This window comes from Mesorhizobium norvegicum (genome assembly GCF_004919685.1).
Lineage (GTDB): Bacteria > Pseudomonadota > Alphaproteobacteria > Rhizobiales > Rhizobiaceae > Mesorhizobium > Mesorhizobium norvegicum.
Genome location: NZ_SMYZ01000104.1, coordinates 1 through 16721 on the forward strand (window position 1 = coordinate 1; position 16721 = coordinate 16721).

Here is a 16721-nt window from a genome sequence, read left to right on the forward strand (position 1 = left end):
TGTTGAGGCTCCACATCTAGCGCAGATCGACGCCCACAACCATGCGGTCAACGCCGTCATCTCGCTCGACAGGGAAGGGGCTCGCAGCCAAGCCAAAATGGCAGACGCGGCCCAGGCGCGCGGCGAGGCACTTGGGCCGCTGCATGGCGTACCGTTCACGCTGAAGGACATGCACGAGACATCCGGCATGAAGACCACGGTCGGCTTCCTGCCCTTCGCCGACTATGTCGCCAGGTACGACAGCCCGATCGTTATCAGGTTGAGGGCGGCCGGCGGCGTGCTGATGGCCAAGACCAATGTCGCGACCATGCTGGGCGACTGGCAGTCGAACAATCCGCTGTTCGGCCGCACCAGCAATCCATGGAATCTCGAGCGCACGGCGGGCGGCTCCAGCGGCGGCGCGGCTGCGGCACTTTGCTCGGGGATGACGCCGTTCGATGTCGGCACCGACATGCAGGATTCGATCCGGCTGCCGGCCTCTTTTTGCGGTGTCTACGGCCTGAAGCCGACGGAGCACCGTGTCTCGCTGGCCGGCGCCTTCCCCGATCCTGAAGGTGCCGCGCGCAGCGTGCGGCTGATGTCCTGCCTCGGGCCGCTGGCGCGCAGCGTGGAAGATTTGGCGCTGATCTATCAAATCATCGCCGGGCCGGACGGAAGCGACACCGATCTTGCGCCGGTGCCGGTCGAAGCCATGCTGAAGCTCGACCTCAAGTCACTGCGCATCGCCTTCGCGCCATCCTTTCCCGGCTTCCCGGTGGCCGATGACATCAGCGCCGCGGTCGAAAGTCTCGCAAGCCAGCTGCAACGCGCCGGCGCCGTCGTCGAAGAAGCGAAACTGCCGAAACTCGACCTGCACGACGATCTGGAGCGAGGCAGCGCGCTGATAGGCATGATGCTGGAGGCCGCGCAGCCGGAACCACCGGAGGAACCGACATCAATCTCGCACTGGTTCGAGGCGCTCGCCCGCCGCGACCAATCCATTCTCGCCTGGGACCGGTTTTTCGAAAATTGGGACGCGCTGCTCTGCCCGGTCGCCATGACCAACGCCTTCCCGCATTGCGAGCCCGGCACACCGATCAAGGTCGACGGCAAGGAGCAGAGCTACTGGATGCTGCCGGCCTATGGCGCGGTGTTCAACTACAGCGGCCATCCAGCGCTTTCCATGCCGTGCGGACTGGACAGCGCCGGCTTGCCGGTCGGCCTGCAATTGGTCGGCAGACGTTGGTCGGAAGCGCGGCTACTCGGCATCGCCAGGGCAATCGAACCACTGACCGGCGGCTTTCGCCGACCGCCCGCCTATTGAGCGAAACGCGACAATCGATAAGGCGCAAGCAGCGGGTCGCGCTCGCCTTCAAGGATTTCCCTTGTGGCGAACAGGCCGACGACCGGCGCCAGCGTGATGCCGGAATGCATGACGGCGACATAGACACCGTCCACGCCCTCGGCGCGGCCGATGATCGGAAAGCCGTCGATCGGTGTCGGCCGGTAGCCGACCGTGTGGAAATCGAGTTCCAACCCGTCGCCGCCGCGCAGCATGGCTTTCATGGCCGCAAACAGCGCGTGGGCGGTGGCTTCAGCATCCATGCCCGGGTCGGCGCCACCGAAGTCCGAGCCGGCGATGATGCGGCCTTCCGCAGTCTGGCGCATGTGCAGCCGCTCGGCCAGCACCAAGCCGTTGAGCAGCTTTTTGGTGGGCCGCGAATGGACAATCAGCCCGGGCGGTGTTTCGATCGGCAGGTGGATCCCGGCCGTCGCGGCAATGTCCGATGAGCCGACGCCTGCCGCGATCACCACTTCGTCGGCGGTAATCAACCCATGCGATGTGTCGACACCGGTGATCTTGCCGCCGGTCTGGACCAGCGCCGTAACCGTGCTGGTGATGATTTTCGCGCCATGTCGCTCCGCGTCTGCCAATAGGGCGCGGGTGGCAGTCACCGGTTCGGCAACGCCTTCCTCGGCCACATGCAAGGCAAAGTCCGGAAGCTCGGTGAGATTGGGCTCGATAAGAGCCGCGCGGGCGCGGTCGACGCGCTCGATGCCGTAGCCCCAGGCGGAATGCTGCGTGGCATAGGTTTCCATGTCGGCCGCCGACAAATCCCAGCACAGGCCGCCGCACCAGCTGAGCGGGAGGGGCAGGTCCCGCGCCAGCCGCGTCCATTCGGCCATTGCGCGGGTGCGCAGCCGGAAATACGGCTCCGGATTGCCCCAGCTGGCATTGATCCATGCGAAGGAATTCGGCGTGGCAACGCCGCCGGAGTCACTGTCGGCGATCACTGTCACCAGCGCGCCCGCCTTGGTCAGATGCCAGGCGATGGAGGCGCCGATGATGCCGGCGCCGATGACGATCACTTGTTTCGCCGTTGTCATACTCGTTCCTCTGCCTCATCATCCCATGGGATGTTCATCCAGTGCCATCCTGGCAGCCGCTTGCCAACATCGCGCAGCGCGAAATATGCGGCAATGCGCTGACCTGAACCACAGCATGACGGAGCCGCATGCTCTGACGGTGAGGCGGCAACCAGCGGCATCCGCGCCGCCCGACCGGTCGACAGCCCGGCACTGCACTGCTAGAAGCCCGGCCTGTCACACGGAAATCCCAGAGAATGCCCGAAGCAATAGAAGAAGAAGTGGCGCGCCGCCGCACCTTCGCGATCATCGCACACCCGGACGCCGGCAAGACGACGCTGACCGAAAAGCTGCTGCTGTTCGGCGGCGCCATCCAGCTTGCCGGCGAGGTCAAGGCCAAGAAGGACAAGATCCAGACGCGGTCCGACTGGATGAAGATCGAGCGCGAGCGCGGCATTTCGGTCGTCACCTCGGTGATGACCTTCGAGTATGAGGACAATGTCTTCAACCTGCTCGACACGCCCGGCCACGAGGATTTTGCCGACGACACCTACCGCACGCTGTCGGCGGTAGACTCGGCCGTCATGGTCATCGACGCCGCCAAGGGCATCGAGCCGCGCACGCTGAAACTGTTCGAGGTCTGCCGGCTGCGCGACATCCCGATCATCACCTTCGTCAACAAGATGGACCGCGAAAGCCGCGACCCCTTCGAGATACTCGACGAGATCGAACAGAAGCTGGCGCTGGACACCGCACCGATCACCTGGCCGATCGGCCGCGGCAAGACGTTCTCCGGCACCTACCATCTGGCGCTGAACGCGGTGCGCAAGGGCGATGCGGAGAAAGAACGCACGCCGGTCAACGGCCCCGATTCCAACCGCGTTGCCGGGCTGCTGCCGGAAAACGAGCGCGAGGCCTTCATCGAGGAGCTGGAGCTCGCGCGAGAAGCGTGCAGACCCCTTGATATAGAAGCCTTCCGCGAAGGTCATCTGACGCCGGTCTATTTCGGCTCGGCGCTGCGCAACTATGGCGTCCGCGACCTGATCGAGGCGCTTGGCGCCTTTGGGCCGCCGCCGCGCGCGCAGGAGGCGGATACCCGCAAGGTCGAGGCGACCGAAGAGAAGATGACGTCCTTCGTCTTCAAGATCCAGGCCAACATGGACCCCAACCACCGCGACCGTATCGCCTTCGTCCGCGTCTGCTCCGGCAAGCTCGAGCGCGGCATGAAGGCCAAGCTGGTGCGCACGGGAAAGCCGATGTCGCTGTCGGCGCCGCAATTCTTCTTTGCCCGCACCCGCGTCACCGCCGACGAGGCCTTCGCCGGCGATGTCGTCGGCATTCCCAACCACGGCACGCTGCGCATCGGCGACACGCTGACCGAGGGCGAGGAGATATTGTTCCGCGGCGTGCCGAATTTCGCGCCGGAAATCCTGCGCCGTGTCCGGCTTGGTGATGCGATGAAGGCCAAGAAGCTCAAGGAAGCGCTGCACCAGATGGCCGAGGAGGGCGTCGTGCAGCTGTTTTCGCCGGAGGACGGCTCACCGGCCATCGTCGGTGTGGTCGGCGCGCTGCAGCTCGACGTGCTGAAGGAACGGCTGAACTTCGAATACACGCTGCCGGTCGAATTCGAGATGTCGCGCTTTTCGGTCTGCCGCTGGATATCGGCCGACGACAAGGCCGAGGTCCTGCGCTTCATCGAGGCGCATCGCGGCGACATCGCCCGCGACCTCGACAACGACCCGGTGTTTCTGGCCCAGCACGCCTTTTCGCTAAACTACGAAGCGGAACGCTGGAAGGCGATCAAGTTTGCCACGATCAAGGACTATCAGGTCCGCGACAAGGCGGCTTGAAGTACAGCTTTCCTTCTCCCCGTTCTACGGGGAGAAGGTGCCCGAAGGGCGGATGAGGGGCAGCGCCGATCTCAAGGATTAATGGGCTCCTATATGCCACCCGGCCCGTCGCAGGCTCCGGGCGTTCGAAGCTCGAAAAGCCAAGCAATTGGCTTTCCGTCCGCTACGCGGACCGCTTCTCACCCCTTCGCCGCCTCTTCGATCTTGGCGATGTCGATCTTGCCCATCTGCATCATCGCCGACATCACCCGGCCGGCCTTGGCCCGGTCCGCATCCCCGAGGAGCCTGGGCAATTGCTCCGGCACGACCTGCCAGGAAACGCCGAATCTGTCCTTCAGCCAGCTGCAGCGGCCGGGTTCGCCGCCGCCTTCGGTGAGTTTGCTCCAGAAATGGTCGACTTCAGCCTGCGTCTTGCAGTCGATCGAGAGCGACATGGCCTCTGTGAATTTGTATTGCGGGCCGCCATTGAGCGCCTGGAATTGCACGCCGTCGAGCTCGAACGAGGCCACCAGCACCTTGCCTTCCTGGGCGTGGCCCTGCGGCCAGCGCGTGACGCTCAACACCTTCGAATTCTTGAAGATCGATACGTAGTGGTTCATGGCCTCTTCGGCCTGGCCGTCGAACCACAGGAAGGTGGTGATCTTTTGCATTGTCATTCTCCTCGGGCGGTGAAACGGCTGACTCCGGGAATGGTGCCATTTCCTTGCCGTTTGCCCAAGGACGGCCGTGCGCGGCGCAATCCGACAGCAGGACGCAATTTTTTTCGGAAGATATGATTTTTTGGGGGAATCTGGCGCATTGCAAAATTGTGGCCAGACCATATTTGCGCGTCTATAACGCCTGCGGTCCGAATTCAGCTCTGCCGCGCCATTCCTGGGCTGCGGCCAGCCACCAAGGAAAAAACATGCCTGCCTATCGCTCCCGCACCACCACTCATGGCCGCAACATGGCCGGCGCCCGCGGCCTGTGGCGCGCCACCGGCATGAAGGACAGCGATTTCGGCAAGCCGATCATCGCGGTGGTCAATTCCTTCACCCAGTTCGTGCCGGGCCATGTCCACCTGAAGGACCTCGGCCAGCTGGTGGCGCGCGAGATCGAGAAGGCCGGCGGCGTTGCCAAGGAATTCAACACCATCGCTGTCGATGACGGCATCGCCATGGGCCATGACGGCATGCTCTATTCGCTGCCGTCGCGCGAGCTGATCGCCGATTCCGTCGAATACATGGTCAACGCCCACTGCGCCGACGCCATGGTCTGTATCTCCAATTGCGACAAGATCACGCCAGGCATGCTGATGGCCAGCTTGCGCCTCAACATCCCGACCGTCTTTGTCTCCGGCGGACCGATGGAAGCCGGCAAGGTGGTGCTCGCTGGCAAGACGCAGGCGCTCGACCTGGTCGACGCCATGGTGGCGGCCGCCGACGACAAGATCTCCGATGAGGACGTCAAGGTCATCGAGCGCTCGGCCTGCCCGACCTGCGGCTCCTGCTCGGGCATGTTCACCGCCAATTCGATGAACTGTTTGACCGAGGCGCTTGGCCTTTCGCTGCCCGGCAATGGTTCTACGCTGGCCACGCATGCCGACCGCAAGCGGCTGTTTGTCGAGGCCGGCCACCTGATCGTCGATCTCGCCCAGCGCTACTACGAGCAGGACGACGAGACGGCGCTGCCGCGCAACATCGCCTCGAAGGGTGCCTTCGAGAACGCCATGACGCTCGACATCGCCATGGGCGGGTCGACCAACACCGTGCTGCACATCCTGGCCGCCGCCCATGAGGGCGAAATCGATTTCGATCAGGACGACATCGACGCGCTGTCGCGCAAGGTGCCGGTGCTGTGCAAGGTTGCTCCGGCAAAATCCGACGTCCATATGGAAGACGTCCATCGTGCCGGCGGCATCATGGCGATCCTCGGCCAGCTCGACAATGCCGGCCTGATCAACCGCGATCTGCCGACGGTGCATACGTCAACGCTGGGCGAAGCGCTCGATCATTGGGATATTTCCCGTACGACCAGTCAGAGCGTGCGCGATTTCTTCCTCGCCGCCCCAGGCGGCGTGCCGACACAGGTCGCCTTCAGCCAGGACCGCCGCTGGGATGAGCTCGATCTCGACCGCGAAAAGGGTGTCATCCGCTCGGCCGAACACCCCTTTTCCAACGATGGTGGCCTTGCCGTGCTGAAAGGCAATCTGGCGCTCGACGGTTGCATCGTGAAGACGGCCGGCGTCGATGAATCGATCCTGAAATTCACCGGCCCGGCCCGCGTCTTCGAAAGCCAGGATTCGAGCGTCAAGGCGATCCTCTCCAACGAGATCAAGGCCGGCGATGTCGTTGTCATCCGCTATGAGGGGCCGCGCGGCGGCCCCGGCATGCAGGAGATGCTCTATCCGACCAGCTATCTGAAGTCGAAGGGCCTCGGCAAGGCCTGCGCACTGGTCACCGACGGCCGCTTCTCCGGCGGCACGTCGGGCCTGTCGATCGGCCATGCGTCGCCCGAAGCCGCCGAAGGCGGGTTAATCGGGCTGGTGCAGGAGGGCGATACGATCGAGATCGACATCCCGAACCGCAGCATCCGCCTTGCTGTCGATGACGCAGAACTCGCTGCCCGCCGGGCGGCGATGGAGGCCAAGGGCGCCCTGGCCTGGAAGCCCGAGGAAAAGCGCAAGCGCAAGGTGACGACAGCCTTGCGCGCCTATGCCGCGATGGCCACCAGCGCGGCCAAGGGTGCGGTGAGGTTCGTGCCGGAGTAAGGTTGGCGCCGACCCCCTCATCCGGCCGCTTCGCGGCCACCTTCTCCCCGGTGGGGAGAAGAGGCTGACGCCGGCGTTCGCAATCTCTTCTCCCCTCGGGGAGAAGGTGGCCCGAAGGGCCGGATGAGGGGGCATGGCTCCAACATCCGGAACATCCTCACGGCATCAGCTGATACTCATAAAGCTTCTGGTAAAGCCCGCCCTGCTTGAGCAAGGTCTTGTGCGGGCCGCTTTCCACCACCTTGCCGGCTTCGAGCACCACAATGGTGTCGGCCTGGTGCACGGTCGACAGACGATGCGCGATGACGATCGTCGTGCGCCCGACCGTCAATTGCTGCAGCGCATCGCGAAACAGCGCTTCCGATTCGGCGTCGAGTGCGCTGGTCGCTTCGTCCAGCAGCAGGATCTCGGCATTGCGTAACATGGCGCGCGCGATCGAGATGCGCTGGCGCTGGCCGCCCGACAGCAGGCCGCCATTCTCGCCGACATCCGTCTCGTAGCCTTTCGCCTGCGCGCTGATGAAGTCATGCGCGTTGGCCGCCTTGGCGGCGGCGATCACCTCTTCGTCGGTCGCGCCCTCGCGCCCAAGCCGGATGTTGTGCATGATCGTGCCGGCAAACAGGAACGTATCCTGGCTGACATAGGCGATCTTTTCCCGCACCGATGCCAGCGTCGCATGGGAAATATCCTGACCATCGAACAGCACCTTGCCGCTCTTCGGGTCGTACATGCGCATGATCAGGTTTAGAACAGTCGACTTGCCACCGCCGGAAGGCCCGACCAGCGCCGTCATCTTGCCGGGCGCAAGGGTGAGGTCGAACCTGTCCAGCACCGGCGGGCCATTCTGATAGGCGAAGCTGACGGCGTCGAACCGGATCTCGCCCGGTCCGGCCAGAAGCGGCTTCGCGTCCGGCTTCTCGACCAGAGTCAGCGGCTGGTCGGCGAGCTCGAACATCATGCGCACGCCGACAATGCCGCTTTCCAGCGATATGCGCACGCGCGCAAGGCGCTTCGCCGGCTCATAGGCAAACAGGAGCGCCCCGATGAAGGCCATGATGTTTCCCGGCATCTGGCCGCCCTGCAAGACCAGGAAGCCGCTGACGAAGATCGCCCCGGAAATTGCCAGTCCGGCCAGCGTCTCCATCACCGGGCTTGTCGCAGCCTCCAGCGTCGCGATGTTGTTGGCCCGGTTCTCGACGTCCGACACGGCCTTGTACATGCGCTTGCGCATTGCGCCTTCGAGGTTGAAGGATTTGACGACGCGGACGCCGATTGCGGTTTCCTGCATCACCTGCACGATCTGGCCGACCGAGCGAAACTCCATCGCGGCGAACTTGCGAACACGTTTCAGGATGCGGTTGACCCCGTAGATAGCCAAGGGGCCGACGACGAAGCAGATTAGAGACAGGGCTGGCTGCTGCCAGACCATGACCCCTACCAGGACAACCAGCGACACCAGGTCGCGCACATAGGACGTGACAACGAGGTCGAGCACGTTGCGCGCCGCCTGCGCGTTGTTGGTCATGCGTGTGATCAGGTCGGACGACGAGGTCGAATGGTAGAATTCGATGCCTTGCGCCAGGATGCGGTCGTAGATCTTGCGCTGACGGTCGGCGATGATGGCGTTGCCGACCCGGCTCATGAAGTAGGCCTGGATGAAGTTGGCGAGGCCCTTGAGGATGAAGATCGTGGCGACCCCCGCCGCAATCAGGTTGACGCGGTCAATCCGCTTGAAGACCACGAATTCGTCGGTGATCTCTTTGAGAATCCAGGCGCTGGCGCCGGTCGTGGCGGCCACCACAAGCATCGACAAGATCGCGGCGCCGTAGCCAAACCTGTGCTGGTAAAAGGATTCCCGAAGCAGCCTCGCAACGAGGCGCTGGTTTTCCGTCGAGCGGAAGAAACGAAACAAACGGCGGATCCTTGAAACCGGGACAACGAAGGCGGCTTATAGAGGGAGTTGCGGCCGGATGGAACCATCCGCGGCCGCTGCGGACAAACCGTTGTTGCAAGCGGCATCGACGGGATGCGATTTTCAGCCTCGGCTACATCAGATGATTCTTTTGACGGGATGACGACAGATGGATTTCGACCTTATCGTTCGCGGCGGCGCACTGCCTGATGGCAGGGTTGCCGACATCGGCGTCAGCGGCGAGACGATCGCGGCGATCGAGCCCACTCTGCAGGGCTCCGCGCGGACCGAGGTTGACGCCCGTGGCAATCTGGTCTCGCCGCCCTTCGTCGATCCGCATTTCCACATGGACGCGACGCTTTCCTACGGCATTCCGCGCATCAACGCGTCGGGCACGCTGCTCGAAGGCATTTCGCTGTGGGGCGAATTGAAGCCGCTTTTGACGCATGAGGCGGTACGCGACCGCGCGCTTGCCTATTGCGACTGGGCGGTGTCGATGGGCCTGCTCGCCATCCGCACCCATGTCGATGTCTGCGATGACCGCCTGCTGGCGGTCGAGGCGCTGCTCGAGGTCAAGAAGACGGTCGCCCCCTACATCGATCTGCAACTGGTCGCCTTCCCGCAGGACGGGTTTTATCGCTCGCCGACGGCACGTGAAAACACCATCCGCGCGCTCGACATGGGCGTCGACATCGTCGGCGGCATTCCGCATTTCGAGCGCACCATGGCCGACGGCACGCGTTCGGTAACGGAGCTGTGCGAGATCGCGGCAAGGCGCGGCCTGATGGTCGACCTGCATTGCGACGAGACCGATGATCCGCTGTCGCGTCACATCGAACAGCTTGCTTATGAGACGCAGCGTCTTGGTCTGCACGGCAAGGTGGTCGGATCGCACCTCACCTCGATGCATTCGATGGACAATTACTATGTCTCGAAGCTGCTGCCGCTGATCGCCGAGGCGGGCGTCTCCGCCATCCCCAACCCGTTGATCAACATCATGCTGCAGGGCCGCCACGACACCTTCCCGAAGCGCCGGGGTATGACCCGGGTCAAGGAAATGCAGGCACTCGGCATCCGCGTCGGCTGGGGCCAGGATTGCGTGCTCGATCCCTGGTATTCGCTGGGCACCGCCGACATGCTCGACGTCGCCTTCATGGGCCTGCATGTAGCGCAAATGTCGAGCCCGGCCGACATGGCGCGCTGCTTCGACATGGTCACCAACGTCAATGCCGCGATCATGGGCCTTGATCATCTCGGCCTCGCGGTCGGCAAGCGCGCCAGCCTTGTCGTCCTCGACGCCGGCAATGCGGTCGAGGCCTTGCGCCTGCGCGCCGAGCGCCTGTGCGTCATCGCCAGGGGCAAGGTGGTGGCGGAGCGGACGAAGCAGGAGACCAGGCTGTCCATCGACGGAAGGCCGGGAATGGTGAACCGGCGGCACATATCCGCCTAGATCCAGCCGAATCCCGGCGCTGGCCTTGCCGATTTTCGGATTTCGCCTCGTCAAAGCAGCCGCTTCCGTCTACGACGCGGCTTACGCAAGGGAGGAATCGGGATCGGCATGACGCAGCCCGTGGCGCAGAATTCCACAGTCAGGAACGTGCTTTTGGCCGGCATTCTGCTGATGCTGGCCGGCGACTTCCTGTTTGCGCTGAACGACGCCATGGGCAAGTGGCTGGTCGCCAGCTTCTCCGTCGGCCAGGTGGTGCTGATCCGCTCCATCGGCGCCTTCTTCGTGCTTGGCCCGATGATCGCCCATCAGGGCACGGCCAAGCTGTTTCGCATGGAACGCCTGGAGCTGCAGCTGCTGCGCGTGGTCATGACCACGCTCGACACCGCGCTCTTCTACGCCGCCGTCGTCTATCTGCCGCTTGCCGATGTCATGAGTTTCTACATGGCCGGGCCGATCTACGTTGCGGCACTCTCGCACCTCTTGCTTGGCGAAAAGGTCGGCTGGCGCCGCTGGATGGCGATCCTGCTCGGCTTCTGCGGCGTGCTGATCATGCTCAAACCGTCCTCGGCGGCGTTCTCGCTGTCATCGGGCTTTGCGCTGGTGGGCAGCATCTCCTTCGCCTTCGCCATCATCCTCAATCGCCGGCTGCGCGGCACCAGCGACACCAATCTGGTGACGTGGCAGACCATCGGCACGTTGCTGGTCGGCGGTGTGCTGACCATCGGCGCCTGGCAGACGCCGTCGGCGCTCGACTTCGGCGCCATGCTGTTGCTCGGCATCGTCTCCTGCGGCGCGCATCTGATGATCACCAGGGCGCTCAAGCTGGCGCCGGCCTCGACGTTGGCGCCGTTGCATTACACGCTGCTCCTATGGGCGGTGGTGTTCGGGCTGGTGTTCTTCGGCGACGTTCCAGGCACGCGCATCCTGATCGGCTCGGGCATCGTCGTTCTGGCCGGTATGTTCATCTTCCACCGCCAGAAAGTGGTCGAGACTACGGTGCCGCCGGAGAACGTGCCGAAGGGCGTGAATTAGTCCAGGCTCAGCCCTGACGGATAGCCGCCAGGTGCCGTGAAAACTCAGGCGTCTCCATCAGCGCCTTGCAGCGGGCAAACCGCCCGTCGGCATAGGCACGGAAATCGTCGACTGGATTGCTGTTGGCGAGCTGGATCAGCCCCCACAGCGTCCACAACAGGTCGCACATCGCCTTGTAGATGACGATGCGGCCGCGCTCCGCCGGCCTGGCCTCGCCGCCGAAATAGGCGCGCATCATCTCTTCATCCTGCGCCGTGTCGAATTTGCCTTCCACGCTGAGGTCGCCAAGATCCCAGAGCGGGTCGTTCATGCCCGAATATTCCCAGTCGACGATCCACATCCGCTCGCCGGTGTCGAGGAAGTTCTCGCACAGCGGATCGCAGTGGCAGGCGACGAGCGGCAGCGGATGGGCGGCGAGCGCCGACCGCACTGTCTCGGCCTCGCGGACCACGTCATGATAGCCGGTGGGCAGGGCGACATCCTTGGTCGACAGCACTTTGAGATAATCGTCGATCATCGCAAACAGTTCGAAGCGGAAGGGAAACACCGCGCCTGAATTGTGCAGCTTGCGGAAGGCCTCGCCGGCTCGGGCCGGGCTGCCGGGCCGAACCTTGAATTTTTCCGGCGACATCGTCTCGGCGCCGGCGATGAAGCGCGTCACCATGACCCCGGTGCCGGGATCGACATGCAGCACCTCGGGGCTGACCCCTGCCTTTGCCGCTTCGCGCGCAGCCACCGCCTCGTTGGCGCGGTTGATGTACTCCTCGGTGCCCTTGCCGGGAATGCGCAGGCAGAACTCGCCAGCCTTGAAAACCAGATTGGTGAGGCCGCCGAGCCGTTCCATTGGCCCGGTGTAGCCGGCCAGCCTGGGAATGGCGTCCAGTACCGCACGCGCCTCGTCTGTCACCATGCCTGCGCCCCCACGCTGTTATTTGTCGCAGCGACGGTTCCACAATTTTCGTGCTTTGGCTATCATCCGATGCGAGACCCAAGGAATGGTGGACAGGACAAAAGTGGCGGACAGCAAACATCAGGGCGCACTCGCCGAGGCCTATGCGGCGAAGCGGCCGGAGGAAGTCGCGGCACTCTACGACCGCTGGTCGCAGACCTATGACGCCGACATGTCGGCCGCCGGCTATCGCCATCCGACGATCTGCCTTGCGCTGCTGGCCCGCCATCTGCCGCGGGGGGCCGCGCCGCTGCTCGATGCCGGGGCCGGCACCGGGTTGATCGGCGAATGGTTGAACATCGCCGGTTATCCCCAGGTCGAGGCACTCGATATTTCTGAAGGCATGCTGGCCCAGGCGGCGCGCAAGGGCGTCTATTCGGCGCTGCATTGCCTGGCGCTGGGCGGTCATCTGCCCTTTGCCGATGACGCCTATGCCGGGATCATCTCGGCCGGCGTCTTCACCTCGGGCCATGTCGGCGTCGAGGGGCTGGACGAATTGATCCGCATCTGCCGGCCGGGCGGGGTGATCGTGCTGACGGTCAAGAACACGCTGTGGGATCAGGGCTTTGCCGCGCGGATCACTGAGCTCGAGGCGCAAGGCCTCGTCACCCGCGTCGACGAAACGCGCCCCTACGTCTCCATGCCGGGCGAGGCCGACACCGTGCCAAGCCGCGGTCTCGCCCTGCGCGTGAACTAGGCCTTCACTTTCTCCGCTGCCGGATCGTATATCGGCTCGAGATGGATCTTGGCCGGCGTCCGCTCCATCGCGACCACCAGTTCGTAGTCGCCCGAGGTCAGAAAATCGTCGCTCACCCCGTCGGCGTTGCGCACATAGCCGTAGCCGATATTCCTGCCCAGTGTGTAGCCATAGCCGCCGCTGGTGAGATAACCGACCGGCTCGCCATTGCGCAGGATGGTTTCGCGGCCGAGCAGCACGATCTCGGGATCGTCGACCGTGAAGCCGGCAAAGCGTTTCTTCAACGCCGTGTCGCTGGTCTTCTCGAGCGCGCGCCGTCCAATGAAATCGGTGTTCTTGCGCAGCTTGACCGCCCAGCCGAGCCCGGCTTCCTGCGGCGTGTCGTTGGGCGTGATGTCGGAGCCCCAGGCGCGATAGCCCTTTTCCAGCCGCAGCGATTCCAGCGCCCGGTAGCCGACTGGGCGGATGTCATGCTTTTTGCCTGCCGCCATCAGCGCGTCGAAGACTTCGCCGGTGGCCGCGATCGGCACATGCAGTTCCCAGCCGAGCTCGCCGACATAGGTGACGCGCAGCGCCCGAATTGTGTGGCCGGCTATGGCAATCTCACGCACATGGCCAAATGGGAATGCCGCGTTCGACACGTCCGCGCCGGTCACCGCCGAAAGCACGTCGCGCGCCCGAGGACCCATCAGTGACAGCGTGCCGAAATCCTCCGTGACATCGACAAGTGTGACATTGAGCCCTTCGCCGATATGGTCGCTGATCCATGAGGAATCATGCGTGCGAAAACCGGTGCCGGTGACGATGTAGAATTTGTCCTCGGTCAGCCGCGCCACGGTGAGATCGGCCTCGATGCCGCCGCGTGTGTTGAGAAGCTGGGTGTAGGTCAGCCGGCCGACCGGCTTGCTGACATCGTTGGCGCAGACCCAGTCCAGTGCTTTCAGCGCGTCGGGCCCGCTCAACTCGTATTTGGCGAAGGACGATTGATCGAAGATGCCGACCTTTTCGCGCACGTGCCGGTGTTCGTCGCCGACCGCCGCGAACCAGTTCTGCCGCCCCATCGAATAGATGTCCTGCGGTTCGACGCCTTGCGGTGCGAACCAGTTCGGCCGCTCCCAGCCGAGCTTGGAACCGAACACAGCGCGCTGCCGTTTCAGCCGTTCGTAAAGCGGCGAGACGATGCGGGGTCGTCCGCTGGCATACTCCTCATGCGGGAAGCCGATCGTATAATGCTTGCCATAGGCCTCCAGCGTGCGATCGCAGACCCACTGCCGGTCGCGGTGCAGGTTGGAAAAACGCCTGATGTCGACCACCCACAGGTCGAGCGGCGCTTCACCATCGACCACCCACTGCGCCAGCACCCAGCCGGCGCCGCCACCCGAGGCGATGCCGAAGGCGTTGAAGCCGGCGCCGACAAACATGTTGGCGCATTCGGGCGCTGTGCCGAGAATGAAATTGCCGTCCGGCGTAAAACTCTCCGGCCCGTTGATCATCTGCTTGACGCCGACGGTTTCCAGCGCCGGCACGCGCGCGATCGCTTGGCTCATATGCTGTTCGAAATGGTCGTAATCGTCGTCGAACAGCCGGAACTCCCAATCGTCAGGCACGTCGCCCCCGGGGAGACCGGTGGTCCAGGCCTGCGGGTTCGGCTCATAGCCGCCCATCACCAGCCCGCCGACCTCTTCCTTGAAATAGGTGCGCCGGTCCGGGTCGCGGATGGTCGGCGCGTCGGTCGCCAGTCCGTCGATCTTCTCGGTGATGATATACTGGTGCTTCACCGGTTGTAGCGGCACGTTGATGCCGGCCATTGCTCCGACCTGCCGCGCCCATTGCCCGGCGCAGTTGACCACCTTGTCGCAAGCGATGTCGCCCTTGCTGGTCTTGACCACCGTGATGCGGCCGTCCTTCATCTCGAAGCCGGTGACGCGGACATCCTCAAACAGTTTGGCGCCATGCATGCGCGCGCCCTTGGCCAATGACTGCGTGATGTCGGAAGGGCTCGCCTGGCCGTCGGTCGGCAACCAGGAGGCGCCGACGAGATCGCCGGTCTCCAGCAGCGGCCACATGGCCTTGACCTCGGCCGGCGACAGCAACTGCATGTCCATGCCGAAGCTTTTCGCCGTCGTCGCCAGTCTTTTGTACTCGGTCCAGCGGTCGGCATTGGTGGCGAGCCGCAGGCACCCGGTCATCTTCCAGCCGGTGGCGAGGCCGGTCTCGGCCTCCAGCCCCTTATAGAGGTCGACGGAGTATTTCAGCACGCGGGTGATCGAGGCCGACGAGCGCAGCTGGCCGACAAGGCCGGCGGCATGCCAGGTCGAGCCCGAGGTCAGCTTGCCCTGCTCAAGCAGCACCACATCGGCCTTGTGGTCGCGTGCCAGATGATAGGCTGTCGAACAGCCGATGATGCCGCCGCCGATGACGACGATCGCGGCCTGGCTGGGCAATGTCATGATTTCTGTATCCCGTACTTCGTTCTGTAGTTTTCCAGCGCGCCTTCGAGCCGCGTCAGGTTTTCCTCGGTGTAGGCGACGTAGTCGATGCCGGGCGCGTCGAGATAGAGCTCCGACACCATGCTCCACATCGCCTCGCGCAGCAGCGAGGCGCATTGCATGGCCGCGTGCGAGCGGCGGATCGCCTCGTCAGGTTCCTTCATGAAATAGGCGGTCAGGAAGGCGAAGGATTCCTCGTCGCTCATGCCGGCGTTGGAGGCGACGCCGGCGAGGTCGAACATCGCCGTGTTGAAGCCGGCATATTCGAAGTCGATCAGCCACAGCCTGTTGCCGTCGTCGAGTATGTTGGCCGGCAAAAGATCATTGTGGCCAAAGACGATCGGCAGCAGTTTCTGTGCGCGCTCCAGTTCGTCGGCCAGCGTCAGCAGGCGTGGCAGATCGCTGCGCTTGCGGCTGCCGCCTTCTTCAAGCGTACGCGCATAGTCGCGAATGACATGGAACACCCAGAACATGAAGCCGGCGCCCGAGACGTGATTGGGCATCTCCCGGTGGAAGCCGCGCATCAGGGCCGCGACGCGGCCGAGATTGGCGCGCACGTCTTCTGCCAGATAGGTTTTCGCGCCGAGAAACTCCGTGACCAGGATGCCCGGTTCGGCATGGCGGACGGCTGGCGCGAAACCGGCGGCATGCGCCGCCCGCGCCGTCATCACCTCGCGCTCGCGAAAGACATGGTGGAACGGATAGTCCTGGCCGAAGCGCACGACATGCTTGCCGGCAGCGTCCTTGACCACATAATTGGCGTTGCTCAAGCCTCCGGGCAGCGGTGCGATCTCAATGCTGCCGATCCAGCAGGGCAGGGCGCGGATGCGATCTTCGGCGGTCATGGATTGGCCCCCCATTTATTGGCCGCCCGTTTGTTGGCTGCCCGTTTATTGGCCGCTTGTCGATTGGTCTCTTCTCGGACACGGCATCGACAGGGCGGCACAGCAGAGAGAGCGTGCCGTTTCGACGAATGCTCGTTTTGGAAAAAAGCTCGTCGGCGCGGCATCAGGATCGGTATCCGGCGCCGCACCGACGAGTCCCATGTGCCGGGCTCTTCGAGGCCGGCATCCGCCCCCGCGGATTCGAAAAATTCCCTCGCCCTTGCGCCAGACAGTTTCCAGACCTTTGGGCACGCAAGTTTGGATACGGCTCTGCCATCATTCTCCCGTGGCAGTCCGAGCCTGTCACCAGATCAGTGTCACGCCGCACAATGCCTGATGTCAACGGGATTCTGTGGCTTTTTC

12 protein-coding genes are annotated in these 16721 nt (G+C 63.8%); 6 read left to right on the forward strand and 6 right to left on the reverse strand.

Going from position 1 to position 16721, the window contains the following annotated elements; genetic code table 11:
* Positions 1 to 1303: amidase (locus tag FCU66_RS35260; RefSeq protein WP_136625481.1), on the forward strand; the 1303-nt coding region annotated here is incomplete at its 5' end.
* On the opposite strand, the gene FCU66_RS35265 is transcribed toward FCU66_RS35260, so the two are convergent.
* Complete coding sequence (locus tag FCU66_RS35265) at positions 1297 to 2367, reverse strand: NAD(P)/FAD-dependent oxidoreductase (protein WP_136619956.1); 1071 nt, start codon at positions 2365 to 2367, stop codon at positions 1297 to 1299. The genes FCU66_RS35260 and FCU66_RS35265 overlap by 7 nt on opposite strands.
* A gap of 236 nt (positions 2368 to 2603) precedes the next feature.
* On the opposite strand from FCU66_RS35265, the gene FCU66_RS35270 reads away from it, so the two are divergent.
* Positions 2604 to 4196, forward strand: a complete 1593-nt coding sequence (locus FCU66_RS35270; RefSeq protein ID WP_136619955.1) for a peptide chain release factor 3 — start codon at positions 2604 to 2606, stop codon at positions 4194 to 4196.
* Positions 4197 to 4375: 179 nt separating this feature from the next.
* Here FCU66_RS35270 and FCU66_RS35275 read toward each other — a convergent pair whose 3' ends face one another.
* Positions 4376 to 4846, reverse strand: coding sequence for a VOC family protein (locus FCU66_RS35275; RefSeq protein ID WP_136619954.1), 471 nt, complete (start codon positions 4844 to 4846; stop codon positions 4376 to 4378).
* Positions 4847 to 5100: 254 nt separating this feature from the next.
* On the opposite strand from FCU66_RS35275, the gene ilvD reads away from it, so the two are divergent.
* Complete coding sequence (ilvD, locus tag FCU66_RS35280) at positions 5101 to 6945, forward strand: dihydroxy-acid dehydratase (RefSeq protein WP_136619953.1); 1845 nt, start codon at positions 5101 to 5103, stop codon at positions 6943 to 6945.
* A gap of 157 nt (positions 6946 to 7102) precedes the next feature.
* Here the strand turns inward: ilvD and FCU66_RS35285 are convergent, their stop codons facing one another.
* Complete coding sequence (locus FCU66_RS35285) at positions 7103 to 8857, reverse strand: ABC transporter ATP-binding protein (RefSeq protein ID WP_136619952.1); 1755 nt, start codon at positions 8855 to 8857, stop codon at positions 7103 to 7105.
* 169 nt (positions 8858 to 9026) lie between these two features.
* Here FCU66_RS35285 and FCU66_RS35290 point away from each other — a divergent pair, with 169 nt between their 5' ends.
* Together FCU66_RS35290 and FCU66_RS35295 are read left to right on the forward strand one after the other, a co-directional pair.
* Positions 9027 to 10307, forward strand: a complete 1281-nt coding sequence (locus tag FCU66_RS35290; protein ID WP_136619951.1) for an amidohydrolase family protein — start codon at positions 9027 to 9029, stop codon at positions 10305 to 10307.
* A 108-nt stretch (positions 10308 to 10415) separates the two neighbouring features.
* Entirely contained in the window at positions 10416 to 11339 is a 924-nt protein-coding gene (locus FCU66_RS35295) for a DMT family transporter (RefSeq protein ID WP_136619950.1), read from the forward strand.
* A gap of 7 nt (positions 11340 to 11346) precedes the next feature.
* Here FCU66_RS35295 and FCU66_RS35300 read toward each other — a convergent pair whose 3' ends face one another.
* On the reverse strand, positions 11347 to 12249 hold the full coding sequence (locus tag FCU66_RS35300; protein WP_136619949.1) for a phosphotransferase family protein: 903 nt from the start codon (positions 12247 to 12249) through the stop codon (positions 11347 to 11349).
* A gap of 103 nt (positions 12250 to 12352) precedes the next feature.
* Between FCU66_RS35300 and FCU66_RS35305 the strand changes: the two genes are divergently transcribed.
* Positions 12353 to 12985, forward strand: a complete 633-nt coding sequence (locus FCU66_RS35305; protein WP_168992006.1) for a class I SAM-dependent DNA methyltransferase — start codon at positions 12353 to 12355, stop codon at positions 12983 to 12985.
* Here FCU66_RS35305 and FCU66_RS35310 read toward each other — a convergent pair.
* On the reverse strand, positions 12982 to 15435 hold the full coding sequence (locus FCU66_RS35310) for a GcvT family protein (protein ID WP_136619947.1): 2454 nt from the start codon (positions 15433 to 15435) through the stop codon (positions 12982 to 12984). The two genes, FCU66_RS35305 and FCU66_RS35310, sit on opposite strands and share 4 nt — an antisense overlap.
* Positions 15432 to 16319, reverse strand: coding sequence for a phosphotransferase family protein (locus FCU66_RS35315; protein ID WP_136619946.1), 888 nt, complete (start codon positions 16317 to 16319; stop codon positions 15432 to 15434). The genes FCU66_RS35310 and FCU66_RS35315 overlap by 4 nt, the downstream gene beginning before the upstream one ends.
* Between the last annotated feature and the right edge of the window lie 402 nt (positions 16320 to 16721).

What these genes read in the sequence shown, in the direction of transcription:
- FCU66_RS35265 (WP_136619956.1), bottom strand. Translation starts at nt 2,367, where the DNA reads ATGACAACGGCGAAACAAGTGATCGTCATCGGCGCCGGCATCATCGGC.
- FCU66_RS35270 (WP_136619955.1), top strand. Translation starts at nt 2,604, where the DNA reads ATGCCCGAAGCAATAGAAGAAGAAGTGGCGCGCCGCCGCACCTTCGCG.
- FCU66_RS35275 (WP_136619954.1), bottom strand. Translation starts at nt 4,846, where the DNA reads ATGCAAAAGATCACCACCTTCCTGTGGTTCGACGGCCAGGCCGAAGAG.
- ilvD (WP_136619953.1), top strand. Translation starts at nt 5,101, where the DNA reads ATGCCTGCCTATCGCTCCCGCACCACCACTCATGGCCGCAACATGGCC.
- FCU66_RS35290 (WP_136619951.1), top strand. Translation starts at nt 9,027, where the DNA reads ATGGATTTCGACCTTATCGTTCGCGGCGGCGCACTGCCTGATGGCAGG.
- FCU66_RS35295 (WP_136619950.1), top strand. Translation starts at nt 10,416, where the DNA reads ATGACGCAGCCCGTGGCGCAGAATTCCACAGTCAGGAACGTGCTTTTG.
- FCU66_RS35300 (WP_136619949.1), bottom strand. Translation starts at nt 12,249, where the DNA reads ATGGTGACAGACGAGGCGCGTGCGGTACTGGACGCCATTCCCAGGCTG.
- FCU66_RS35310 (WP_136619947.1), bottom strand. Translation starts at nt 15,435, where the DNA reads ATGACATTGCCCAGCCAGGCCGCGATCGTCGTCATCGGCGGCGGCATC.
- FCU66_RS35315 (WP_136619946.1), bottom strand. Translation starts at nt 16,319, where the DNA reads ATGACCGCCGAAGATCGCATCCGCGCCCTGCCCTGCTGGATCGGCAGC.